General features: G+C 54.6%; 12 protein-coding genes. 5 read left to right on the top strand and 7 right to left on the bottom strand.

Going from position 1 to position 12,054, the window contains the following annotated elements; translation table 11 throughout:
• Positions 1-43 precede the first annotated feature (43 nt).
• Entirely contained in the window at positions 44-1,426 is a 1,383-nt protein-coding gene (locus GJ746_RS20800; protein WP_154682788.1) for an EAL domain-containing protein, read from the top strand.
• Between the two features lie 41 nt (positions 1,427-1,467).
• Here the strand turns inward: GJ746_RS20800 and GJ746_RS20805 are convergent, their stop codons facing one another.
• On the bottom strand, positions 1,468-1,740 hold the full coding sequence (locus GJ746_RS20805; RefSeq protein WP_227852824.1) for a GNAT family N-acetyltransferase: 273 nt from the start codon (positions 1,738-1,740) through the stop codon (positions 1,468-1,470).
• Positions 1,741-1,751: 11 nt separating this feature from the next.
• Positions 1,752-1,982 carry a 4Fe-4S mono-cluster protein YjdI gene (gene yjdI, locus GJ746_RS20810; RefSeq protein WP_154681891.1) on the bottom strand — a complete coding sequence of 77 codons (231 nt, stop codon included), beginning with the start codon at positions 1,980-1,982 and terminating at the stop codon, positions 1,752-1,754.
• Between the two features lie 374 nt (positions 1,983-2,356).
• Here yjdI and GJ746_RS20815 point away from each other — a divergent pair, with 374 nt between their 5' ends.
• Genes GJ746_RS20815 through GJ746_RS20830 form a run of 4 tightly spaced genes read left to right on the top strand, consistent with a single transcriptional unit; the run spans position 2,357 to position 7,086 of the window.
• Positions 2,357-2,629, top strand: coding sequence for a YtcA family lipoprotein (locus tag GJ746_RS20815; RefSeq protein WP_154681892.1), 273 nt, complete (start codon positions 2,357-2,359; stop codon positions 2,627-2,629).
• Positions 2,630-2,635: 6 nt separating this feature from the next.
• Positions 2,636-3,664 carry a multidrug transporter subunit MdtN gene (gene mdtN / locus GJ746_RS20820; protein WP_154681893.1) on the top strand — a complete coding sequence of 343 codons (1,029 nt, stop codon included), beginning with the start codon at positions 2,636-2,638 and terminating at the stop codon, positions 3,662-3,664.
• Positions 3,665-3,673: 9 nt separating this feature from the next.
• Positions 3,674-5,605 carry an FUSC family protein gene (locus tag GJ746_RS20825; protein WP_154681894.1) on the top strand — a complete coding sequence of 644 codons (1,932 nt, stop codon included), beginning with the start codon at positions 3,674-3,676 and terminating at the stop codon, positions 5,603-5,605.
• Complete coding sequence (locus tag GJ746_RS20830; protein ID WP_154681895.1) at positions 5,602-7,086, top strand: MdtP family multidrug efflux transporter outer membrane subunit; 1,485 nt, start codon at positions 5,602-5,604, stop codon at positions 7,084-7,086. The genes GJ746_RS20825 and GJ746_RS20830 overlap by 4 nt, the downstream gene beginning before the upstream one ends.
• 930 nt (positions 7,087-8,016) lie before the next feature.
• On the opposite strand, the gene GJ746_RS20835 is transcribed toward GJ746_RS20830, so the two are convergent.
• The 5 genes from GJ746_RS20835 to GJ746_RS20855 form a co-directional block, all read right to left on the bottom strand.
• Positions 8,017-9,567: a peptide MFS transporter gene (locus tag GJ746_RS20835; RefSeq protein WP_154681896.1), complete on the bottom strand. Its 1,551-nt coding sequence runs from the start codon at positions 9,565-9,567 to the stop codon at positions 8,017-8,019.
• Positions 9,568-10,121: 554 nt separating this feature from the next.
• Positions 10,122-10,493 carry a DUF805 domain-containing protein gene (locus tag GJ746_RS20840; protein ID WP_154681897.1) on the bottom strand — a complete coding sequence of 124 codons (372 nt, stop codon included), beginning with the start codon at positions 10,491-10,493 and terminating at the stop codon, positions 10,122-10,124.
• A 14-nt stretch (positions 10,494-10,507) separates the two neighbouring features.
• Positions 10,508-11,050: a hypothetical protein gene (locus tag GJ746_RS20845; protein ID WP_154681898.1), complete on the bottom strand. Its 543-nt coding sequence runs from the start codon at positions 11,048-11,050 to the stop codon at positions 10,508-10,510.
• Between the two features lie 41 nt (positions 11,051-11,091).
• Complete coding sequence (locus tag GJ746_RS20850) at positions 11,092-11,628, bottom strand: hypothetical protein (RefSeq protein WP_154681899.1); 537 nt, start codon at positions 11,626-11,628, stop codon at positions 11,092-11,094.
• A gap of 43 nt (positions 11,629-11,671) precedes the next feature.
• Entirely contained in the window at positions 11,672-12,043 is a 372-nt protein-coding gene (locus GJ746_RS20855) for a DUF805 domain-containing protein (RefSeq protein WP_154681900.1), read from the bottom strand.
• Positions 12,044-12,054: the final 11 nt, after the last annotated feature.

The following is a 12,054-nucleotide window of genomic DNA, read 5'->3' on the forward strand; positions in this document are numbered from 1 at the left end:
CCTCTCGCCCTGCTCGCTGGTCGCCGATGGGTTAGTCAAAGTGATGACGGCCAGCGGAATGCGGCCCGTTGTGCTGCCGCCCGATGCAGCATCGCTCCCTGCCGAAGCGGGCATTCGTCGCATCATCGTGTTCCTGCCAGAAACTCCGGCCAGGCTGCTCACCACCCTACAGCAGGCCGCCAGGTTTCTCGAACATTCCACGACGCCGCTGCCGATGCTGATCCTTAGCCGCAGCCTGGCCTGCTGGCTGTGGCATACCCTGCTGCATCAGGTCATCGATCATCGTCTGCTTTACAAGATACGTGCCGCCGCCTCCGACCTGCCCGTCCCCAGCCTGACCGCGGTACTGCAGGACTATATTCTGGAAAGATATCCTTCGCTTAAGCAGCTGGCCGATGAAGAGATACGGCTCGGCGGCAAGAATCCCGGCGGGCTCACCAGGCCGGAGCTGACCGCAATCCTTGGTTTACTGAGCGGCTACAGCGTTAACGCTCAGGCAAAACGCCGCGGCATCAGCCACAAAACGCTTTATAACCAGCGCACCGCAGGACTGAAGAAAATGGTAGAACACCATCCTCAGCTGGCGACGAGTTTCCCCGGCAGCCAGGCCAAAGGACATACAATCCCACCGAATACTGCACTTTCCGCATTCGAACGTGAGTTCGTTCATGCTATTCACTGTCGGCAAATTTTCCCGGTCTTCCAGCCTATCGTCGATGGTCGAATGCAGCTTAAAGGACTAGAAATCCTCTGCCGCTGGCGGCAAAAAGGTCACGTTCTGCTGCCCGGCGATTTTTTACCGCAGGTACGTTCAGAGTACGCCTGGCTGGTTATGACGGCCTTTGTGCTGCGCGAGGCGGTGGAGAATATCAACCAGCATCCGGGGGAATTTTATCTCTCGGTGAATATCCCCTCCGCTATCGCCAGCAATGAAAACCTGATTCGCATGGTGGAAACCGCGCGTCAGCAGCTGCGACAGCCCCATATGGCCTGCAGGCTGGTTCTGGAATTTGCTGAAACTCTGGATCTCAACCTCCAGAGTAAAATTGCCGACAACGTCACTCGTCTGCGCAAACAGGGTTTTGCCATTATGCTCGACGACTGTTTTTCACAAAGCAGCGTCATGTTTCCGGTGAGATCGCTCCGCTTCAGCGCCTATAAGCTGGATATGAGCATCGTGAGGGATATGCAACACGATCCCCACGCCCTGGCCCTGATAAAAAGCCTGCTCTACTACTGCCAGCTCACCGATAGCCGCTGCATTGCCGAAGGCGTGGACAGTCTGGATAAATTCAACAGATTAAAAACGCTGGGGATAGATCGTTTTCAGGGCTATTTTATCTCGCCGCCGGTAGAGCGTGAAAACGTCGACGATCTTATTCACCAGCTGCTAGCCGGTCGCGATCTTAGTCTTGCCACCGGATAAATTACGCCAGCGTGCTGGCGCATTTATTTCTGGTGAGGGCTTCAGGCGCGGATATCGTCGTATTCGCGGGTATTATCAAATTCATGTTTCGCAAATGGACACAGCGGAATAATTTTGCGCTGCTCGCCGCGCATTTTTTCTACTACTTTCGCCACCAGCTGTTTACCGACTCCCTGGCCTTTCAGGCTGGGGTCAACGTCAGTATGTTCAATAATGCTAAGATGCTCGCCCGTGGGCACAAAAACAATTTCCGCCACCTGATTCCCTTCGGCATCATTGACATAAAATTTGTTATGACCTTCCAGTATTTCCATCATTTCCTCACTTATTTGTGGCGATACTTCAGTGCGCCGCTCGGGCAGGTATCGATGACTTTCACCACCGTGGCGACATCCACTTCATCAGGAACGATCCATGGTTTACGCTTCAGATTGAAGAGCTTTGCGCTACCGCGCACGCAGTTACCCGAATGCTGGCAAATGGCGGTGTTAAAGTAGACATCAATCCTTTCGCCGGTATAGGCGCGATAGCCCGCTTCCAGTAATTCTTTATCCATGACCTTGCCTCAGTTTTACCCTAAATAATTCAAGCTACGGGACCAAACGATTAACCGTTTTCAACAGCGTTTGCGCTGGCCCGCATACGGTTGCCAGCGTCCATGCCATTTGAAGTATGACGGGTGTAGGTTATTGCGTTGCTTCTAAGCATAGCCCCGCCAGCAGCGGGTGACTATCGGCGACGGGCGAAATTTTTATTTCTACCACCTCGCGTCATTAATGCAGAATAAATGATTTTCTATGCACAAGTTATTCAAAAGAAATGCTCTACTTCTCGATGAAATATAGACGCTTCGCTTATGTCTACCTTTTATTTACCTGATAGTGAGATTAAACTCATTTAACCCTAACTTGAGCACTCAGGTATTCCGTCTTGAATCGTATTGTAAAGCTGGCGAGCCCTGCGCTGTTATTCTCGCTATTTACGCTCTCCGGCTGTTCATTATCCCCGGCGATTCCGGTATTAGGCGCTGCATTTCCAGGCTGGTTCTTCTGTTTATTAGGCGCTGCGCTTTTACTTATTCCCTGCCATATCCTGATCGTCCGCCAGGGATGGCAATCGCGATTTTCTCCACTGGTCTTCAGCTATCTGGCGCTGATGTTCCTGTTCGCCACGATTTTGTGGTTCCTGTTCTTCGTAAACTAGATACCTATGACACAATCCAGCTCAAGCGGTATCCGCAAAAAGTGGCCCCTGCTGGCGCTCGTTCTCGCCGCCATTCTGGCGCTGATTCTGGTTATCTGGCAGCTACAAACCTCGCCGGAAACCAACGATGCCTATGTCTATGCCGACACCATTGACGTTGTGCCGGAAGTGAGCGGACGGATCGTCGAGATGCCGATTCGCGACAATCAGCGGGTTAAAAAAGGCGATCTGCTGTTCCGCATCGACCCGCGCCCGTACCAGGCGATGCTTGACGATGCCAAAGCCCGTCTGACCACGCTTGATGCACAGATCATGCTGACCCAGCGTACGATCAAAGCGCAGGAATACAATGCGCAGTCGGTTAGCGCCGCCGTAGAGCGCGCTAAGGCGCTGGTGAAGCAAACCACCTCTTCGCGCGTTCGTCTTGAACCGCTGGTCCCGCAAGGATTTGCCTCACAAGAGAATCTAGACCAGGCGCGAACGGCTGAAAAAGCCGCCCGCGCCGAGCTGGAAGCTACGCTACTGCAGGCCAGGCAGGCTTCCGCCGCCGTAACCGGCGTCGATGCCATGGTGGCGCAACGAACGGGGCTCCTGGCGCAAATCGCGCTGGCCGAACTGCATCTTGAATTCACCGAAGTCCGCGCGCCGTTCAACGGCGTGGTGGTGGCGCTGAAAACCACTATCGGCCAGTACGCTTCGGCGCTAAAGCCGGTCTTTACCCTGCTGGATGATGACCACTGGTACGTGGTGGCCAACTTCCGCGAAACCGATTTAAACAACGTGCGGCCCGGCGTGCCGGCCAGAATCACCGTGATGACCAACCATAGCCGCACCTTCGATGGCGTGGTCGACTCTGTCGGCACCGGCGTTCTGCCCGACGGCGGCAGCGTCATAGGTGGTCTGCCGGTCATTCAGAAAAGCATCAACTGGGTCCATGTCTCCCAGCGCTTCCCGGTTAAAATCGCCGTCAAAGACCCCGACCCGAACCTGTTCCGTATGGGCGCCTCCGCCAGCGCCGTTCTGCAGCCGCGATAAGGAGACGGCATGCATAGCTTGTGGCCGTTTCTTACCCGGGAGCTCCGCGATGCGCCAGGACGGGCGAACTACACTCTGCGCCTGACCCTCAGCTGCGCGGTGCTGATTGTGCTGTTTATGACGCTGCATATTCCCTTCCTGGCCGTCGCGTTAATCGTGGTCTTTTACGTCAGTCAGCCTAACGTTCTGATGATTACGCTGGTCAGCGTGGTTTTCGTGGTGACCGTCAGCGTCGCTCTGGGCGGCGTTCTGCTGATTATCAAGTGGACCTACGACTACCCGCTGATCCGTCTGGTCGCTTCGGTAGTCCTGTTTTTCTGCGCGATTTACCTGATGCGGGTGCTGGGTAAGCTGGGGCTGGCGTTTTTCGTGGTAGCGCTGGCGGTTATCTACGCCCAGACCTTCCCGTCGATGACCAGCCAGAGCGAAATTCTGGTACGCCTGCTGCTGTGGCTATGGGTAGCGATCAATACCGCCATTGTGGTGACGCTGCTGGTCAACGCCTGCTTCCAGCAGGCCTTTCCCGGCTATCAGTTTAAAGCTCATCTGGTGGTAATGCTGCGCCAGACGGCGAGGACTCTTACCCAGCCCGGCGAGGAGCAGCCTACCTTCAAAGCGCTCGCCGGACAGTTTAACCAGCTGCAATCCCTGTATCAGCAGGCCGCGCGCGCCACGCCGGAGATTGCCGCCAGCCCGCACACCTGGCAGTCGCTGATGGGTGCCGCGCTGCGCTGCTATCATTTGGCCACGCTGCTACAGCCGGGTCACGACCATCCCGACGAGCGCCAGCGCATCGCCTGCGAACTGAATGCGCTGGCGGATAATCTCTCCACCGCCGCGGATTTCCAGCCTCTTCCCGTCCCGCGCGACGGCGCCAACAGCGCCATTTTGCAAGAAATGGTCCTGGTGCTGGCGAGGCTGGCGCGCGGCGAAGTCATCCCGCTGCCGCAGGGCGAAGTGGAAAAAGCGCCGCTGCTTCTGCCGGACGCGTGGTCTAATCCAGCCTATCTGCACTTTGCCCTGAAAACGCTGCTGGCGACCCTGCTCTGCTACGTTTTCTATACCGCCGCCGACTGGCAGGGCATCCACACGATTATGCTGAGCTGCGTCATTGTCGCCCAGCCGGGCCTGGGCGCCACCATGCAGAAAACGTGGCTACGCATCGGCGGCGCTCTGCTGGCCACGCTGATTGCGCTGCTATTAATCGTCTTTGTGCAGCCCTGGACCGATTCGCTGAGCGGCCTGCTGGCAATGACCCTACCGGTCTTTGCGTTATCCGCGTGGATTGCGGCAGGTTCGGAACGCATTGCCTACGCCGGGATCCAGATAGGCTTTACCTTCGCGCTGGCGTTTCTCAGCTGGTTTGGCCCGCTCAGTAACCTCACCGAACTACGCGACAGGGTTATCGGCATCCTGCTCGGCGTGCTGGTTTCCTCAATTGTTCATCTCTATTTGTGGCCGGATAGCGAAGTGCCGCAGCTTAAAGCGCGGCTGGCGCAGCTGTATCGCCAGCTGGCGCAAACCCTCGCCGCCCGCGATGGTGAGGTACAACTGGTGCCGCTATTTGCCGCGCTGAGCGAAAGCGAAACGTTAATCAACCGGGTTGCCGCCGAGCCGTTGGGAACCTACGCGCATCCGTGGTCAGAAGCCAAAAACTGGCCGCTGCGGGCGACCTTTCGGCAGGCAGAAGAGATCCTGCGTCTTAGCGAAGGCTACCGCCTGTACGCAGAGCCGGGGGATAACTTTTTAATCCGCTGCGCCCGGCAGCTTGAAGGCTATGCCGACGATATCAACCAGCAAAAAAACACCGCAGAACAACCTCTGGCGCTGCAACCGGCTCCCGCGAACCCGTTCGGCGCGGCGCTGGCCAGCGCGTTGGCCACGCTACCAACGTGGTCATTTGCGTCTTCAGCTATCCCGCAACAGGCAACCCGTTCATGACAGAAATCACTACTTACGCGCGCTTCTGGCGCTCCCCGGCGCTTGCTTTTGCCCTGACGTTATTAACCGGATGCGCGTTAATTCAGGACGATCCCGGCCAGGTTCCTGTGGTCAACCCGCAGCAGGCCGAGCTGGCACAGGTTATCCACCTGGCGAACAGCGGCTGGCCAACGGCGCGATGGTGGGAAGGTTATCAGGATCCCCAGCTCAATATGCTGGTCAACCGCGCGTTGCAAAACTCCCCTACCATGCAGGCCGCCCGGCTACGGATTTCGCAATCGCAGTCCACGGTGGAGCTGGCGCAGTCGGCCATGGGCGTTCAGGCTATCGCCGTGGCGGCGCAAAACCATCTGCGCGTGACCAATAAACAGTTCACCTGGCCCTACTCCTTCTCCCTGCCGATAGATAAAAATGGTCCCTGGTATACGCTGAATACCGTCGGCGTCGGAGCGACGCTGAACATCGATTTATGGGGAGCCGATCGCGCACGCGTCGCCGCCGCGATTGGCGAAAAGAATGCCCGCCAGGCGGAAACCGCCGGGATCGAGCTGGATCTTGCCAGCAGCGTGGCCCAGCTCTATTTCGCGATGCAGGCAACCTTTCAAAAAATCGAATTACTCAACCAGCTGGAATCTATCGCCAGGTTCTCGGTGCAGGCCCATGAACATCGTACCGAACGCGGCGTCGAGGATAGCGTCGATGTCGCCAACGCTCAGTCCGAACTGCTGGCGGCCCAGCAGCAGGTGATTACGGCGCAGGGAACGCTGACCCAGTATCGGGAAACCCTGCGGGCGCTGATCGGCGCCGATGCGCATAGCATGCCGGAGATTCACCCCGTACCGCTTCCGACTCTCCAGGAAACGCTTCCGGATTCGCTGTCGTTTGAACTGCTGGCCCGTCGCCCGGATCTGCAGGCGCTGCGCGGTTACGTCAGCGCCTCCATGAGTCAGGTGGACGCGGCAAAAGCGGCGTTTTATCCGCACTTTGATATCAAGGCGTTCTGGGGCTACAACGCGCTAAGCGTCGGCGACTTATTTAAGTCCTCTTTCCAGCAGATCAACCTGCTGCCGGGGCTCTATTTACCGCTGTTTGACGGCGGGCGTTTAAACGCCAATCTCAAGTCGGTGCGTACGGCGAGCAATATTTTGATTAAGCAGTACAACCAGGCGGTGCTGGACGCGGTTCGCGACGTGGCGATTAGCTCGAGCCAGCTTAACGATTTAAATCAGCAGGCAGCCCTGCAGCAGCAGAAGGTGACGGCGGCAATGGTGACCACCCGCAGCGCCAGCGCGCACCATCAGCGGGGGCTGCTAAGCCGCTACGCTGCGGAAGAGGCACGACGGCCGACCATCGCCCAGCAGCTGTTATTGCTGGATATTCAGGCCCAGCGGCTCAGCACCGATATCACGTTGATTAAAGCACTGGGCGGCGATTACCGCGGTCCGACGGCGGCCTCCGCAGGGAGAGAAGTAGCTCAATAGCGGAGAATTTCCCTGCTCGCGCTGCACTTAGCAGGGCTACGGTTCTGTGCGGCACATGAGACGCGTCGCCCGGTCATTGTGCGGCAGCGTTTGCTGCTGGAGATCCGAGTCCGGCAGCGGCCTCCGCAGGAAGAGAAGTAGCTCAATAGCGGGAGAATTTCCCTGCTCGCGCGGCGCTTAGCAGGGCTACGGTTCTGTACCCTGGCTACGGTTCCGCAGACCAGGGCTGACCGGGCTTGCTGCTGGATATTCAGGTCCGACGGCGGCCTCTGCTGGGAGTGAAGTGGCTCGATAGCGGGGGAATTTCCCTGCTCGCGCTGCGCTTAGCTGGGCTACGGTTCTGTACCCTGGCGACGGTTCCGCAGACCAGGGCAGACCGGGCTTGCTGCTGGATATTCAGGTCCGACGGCGGCCTCTGCTGGGAGAGAAGTGGCTCGATAGCGGGGGAATTTCCCTGCTCGCGCGGCGCTTAGCAGGGCTACGGTTCTGTACCCTGGCTACGGTTCCGCGGACCTGGGCTGCCCGGGTTTGCTGCTGGATATTCAGGTCCGACGGCGGCCTCTGCTGGGAGTGAAGTAGCTCAATAGCGGAGAATTTCCCTGCTCGCGCTGCGCTTAGCAGGGCTACGGTTCTGTACCCTGGCGACGGTTCCGCGGACCAGGGCAGCCCGGGTTTGCCGCTGGATATTCAGGTCCGACAGCGGCCTCCGCAGGGAGTGAAGTGACTCGATAGCGGGGGAATTTCCCTGCTCGCGCTGCGCTTAGCAGGGCTACGGTTCTGTACCCTGGCTACGGTTCTGCGGACCTGGGTAGCCCGGATAAGGCGCTTCGCGCCGCAATCCGGGGATTGGCAAAGGCGTAGGGTTGCCCCGCAATAGGCCAATAAAAAAACCGGCGCCCGGCGCCGGCTTTTCATTTATCGCTTTCGCAATCAGGCATTCGCCTCTGGTTTTTGCTCGGTGGATTTACTGTTTTCCAGCATGCGGCGCACCGGCACAATCAGCACACACAGAACCGCGGCGCAGATCAGTAGCGCCATAGAGCAGCGTGCGAACAGATCGGGCAGCATATCCAGCTGATCGGCCTTCACGTGTCCGCCAATCAGGCCCGCCGCCAGGTTCCCCAGGGCGCTGGCGCAGAACCACAGCCCCATCATCTGACCGCGCATTCTTTCCGGCGCCAGCAGCGTCATGGTCGCCAGGCCAATTGGGCTGAGGCACAGTTCGCCCAGGGTCAGCATCAGAATGCTGCCGACCAGCCACATCGGCGATACGCCCGTACCGCCGTTGCTCAGAACGTTTTGCGCCGCCAGCATCATCAGGCCAAAGCCCGCCGCCGCGCACAAGATACCGATAACAAACTTGGTGATACTGCTCGGACGCACGTTCTTACGCGCCAGCGCAGGCCATGCCCAGCTAAATACCGGCGCCAGCAGAATAATAAACAGGGCGTTGATCGACTGGAACCACACCGCCGGGATCTCGAAGGAACCAATCATACGGTTGGTATAGTCGTTAGCAAACAGGTTAAACGAGGTCGGTTTCTGCTCAAACGCCGACCAGAAAAAGGCAGCGGAAATCAGCAGGATAAAGCACACCAGCAGGCGGGCGCGCTCTTTGCGGCTCAGTCCGGCGAAGACGAACAGGTAGATAAAATAGAGCACCACCGACGCCGCAATAACGTAGACCAGCACGCTGGCAACCGCGACCGGGTTAATCACAATAACGCCCTGGGCAATCAAAGCGATGATAACCGCCACGCCCACCGTCAGCGCCAGCAGCCATGCGCCAACACCGTTTCTTTTTACTACCGGGCTATTCCAGGTTGAATCCAGGCCGACTTCGCTGTCGTAGCGTTTCATCGCCGGAACGGCAAAGACGCGGAAGATAATCAGCGCAACCAGCATCCCGATGCCACCGATGCCAAAGCCCCAGTGCCAGCCGTGAGATTTAATCAGCCAACCGGAGATCAGCGGTGCAATAAACGAGCCCATGTTGATGCCCATATAGAACAGCGAGAATCCGCCGTCGCGGCGCGCATCACCTTTCTTGTACAGTGTACCGACCATCACCGAAATACAGGTTTTAAACAGGCCGGAACCGAGCACGATAAACATCAGGCCAATAAAGAACAGGCTATCGCCCATCACCGCCGACAGGGCGATGGAGAGATGACCCAGAGCGATCAGTATCGAACCGTACCAGACCGCTTTTTGCTGACCCAGCCAGTTATCCGCCAACCAGCCGCCCGGCAGGGCTGCAAGATACATCGTTCCGGCAAAGATGCCGACGATGGCAGAGGCGTTTTCACGCGCCAGCCCCATCCCGCCGTCATAAACGGTGGCCGCCATAAATAAAATCAGTAACGGACGAATGCCGTAAAACGAGAAACGCTCCCACATTTCGGTGAAAAACAGCGAACCGAGCGGATAAGGATGGCCAAAAAAGGTTCGGCTTTCATTTTTATTAACAGAGGAATGCATAACTTCTCCCAAAGATGTCCACAGCGCTTTAACGCAGCGGAAAGCGTGTTGGCCTTTTATAAACAAGGCCAATCATTCACATTTAATGTGACGTTATTTAACCATTTGATAACCTAATAATGGTCCTGTCTAGCCCCTTCCCCCAACTTTTTAGATGAAAAGTCGACAAACGTCTACTTTTACAGATTTAAAGTTGGTGGAGATGGAAATGTGATTGACATAACAATTCACAATAAAAATGAATTTTTTTATTATAGGAAACAACAGATTAAACATTCACATCATGGATGAAAGGCAGGAAAATCACGCATCTTAAACCCGAATAAAATCAGGGGAAATGTGAAGTTGACCGGCCTTGCGCGAGGTAAGCAGCATAAACGGAGGTCTTGTTTTGGCAGAATAATGCGGGCACATCGCTGTCGGCGAAGATGAAGCGACGCCGACAGCGATGCCGATGATGTTGAAGGAAAAGTAGATCGAAAATTGATATCCAAAACGATCTGCCGCCGTTTTGTATCCAGGGCAGGCAAACAAAACAGAAGCGGTAAAATGTGTTATTCAAAAAAATAGACCGGCGGCATACCATATCGGTTCTCGCTCTCCTGACCTTTTCTTGCCAGGAAAAACAGCAGAACCAGCCAGCCAACCACAGGCAGGATGATCAACATTCCCCACCATCCGCAGCGACCGGTATCATGCAAACGACGTACTAATAAGGAATAAGATGGACACAGCAGAACTAAACCCATCGCCGCATATATCACTGGTACCACATCCTGCGGAGCATCAGATAACAGGAATGACAGCACCCCGCTTCCGATATAAATAACCAACACAACAAATTGATACCACCAGAACTCACGTCGACTGGCCCGCTCATTGAGATCCAGATAATGATGAAAGAACGCACAGTGAAACCATTTCATTGTTGGCTCCCTAGTTAATATTTCAGCGAAGAGAGGGCAGCCTCACCCGCAGACTTATACTGGCTCTCCAGATCGCTTGTGACTTTAAATATCACAAACATCAGTTTCCCATTAAAAGAGGAAACTTGCGTCAGGTGATGAAGATATTCATTTTCATCAGCATCAGGAATATTAAATGCCAGGCGTACCATTTTATGTCCGTTGATATCCAAGGGTAATAACGAAGGTGAAAACGCCTTCAATTCTTCTTTCATTATTGCTACAACACCCGGAACATCAGCTTCCTTAGTAGCATTCTCAGTTACGCTGAATACAATGCTAACAATGCCCCTTTCGGTCTCAACGTACCAGGATTCCTGTGGTTGGTTTGTTTCATCCGGATACATTTCCAGATGAAACTCCTGCGGAACTCGGACAAACTCAACCGGTAGTTCTATCGTGGCTTTACCTTCCAGAATACTGACAACCTGAGTTTTCTTCTCTGCTTGCGTCTCTAATGAGAAAACAATACCAGCAGAACTAATTAATAGAGAACTGGAACCAACCCTGTATTTCATCACCAATAACCCCCTAAGCTATTTCATTGCTGACGACTCAGTTAATACTTCAATGAAGAGAGAGCGACCTTGCCTGCGGGTTTGTATTTACTCTCCAGTTCGCTTGCTACGTAATACTCCACAAGCATTATTTTTCCGTTGAAGGAGGAAACTTGTATCATCGTATGGGTATGTCCATTCCCCTCATCGTCGGGAACATTGAACTCCAGACGTCCCATTTTGTGACTATTCACTTTCACCTGTGACATCGAAGGCGAGTACTCGCTCCACTCATTTTTCATCGTCGCTGTCACCATTGGAATCATGGCTTCCTTCAGCTCTTCGTCTAAAATATTGAATGAAATAAAAACGTTACTACCCTCCTTTTCTACATACCACGCCTCCTGCGGCCGATCTTCTTCTTCCTCATAGATGACTTTAAGAATGGCCTTCGGCATTCTGACAAATTCAACCGGCAGCTCTACCGTCGCCTTGCCGCCCAGCACTTTAACCACCTGGGTCTTATCTGCCGCCGAAACTGAAAAAGCAAACCCGGCAGCACTGATTAACAGAGCACTAAAAAGAGATCCATATTTCATAAATAATCACTCCATAATTAAGTTAAACACCAGTTATTAACCTTTAGACTTTTAGTACCAGAGGAGAAGGACCGTATTGATTACTCCCCTCCTGACCTTTTTTAAGCGAAAATATTAATAAGATAATACTGCCGATCAGCGGAATCAGGAGAATAAACGCCCACCTCCCGCTCTTCCCTATATCGTGAAATCTTCTGACTGCCACACAAATAGAGGGGCAGAGAAATATCAAACCAAATGCCTTCTTAACTAAAAAATAGGTCAAACCATATCGGTGAAAGATCATCCCCACGATAAAATCGATAACCAATGTGATAACAAAAACAATCAGGGTATACATCCAGAACTCACGTCGTGAAGCGCGGCCCTTCATGTTAAAATAATTTTCAAACATGACTTTTTTAAATTCATTCATCGTTAAATTCT

Origin of the sequence: Klebsiella oxytoca (genome assembly GCF_009707385.1) — a bacterium.
Classification (GTDB): Bacteria; Pseudomonadota; Gammaproteobacteria; order Enterobacterales; family Enterobacteriaceae; genus Klebsiella; species Klebsiella oxytoca_C.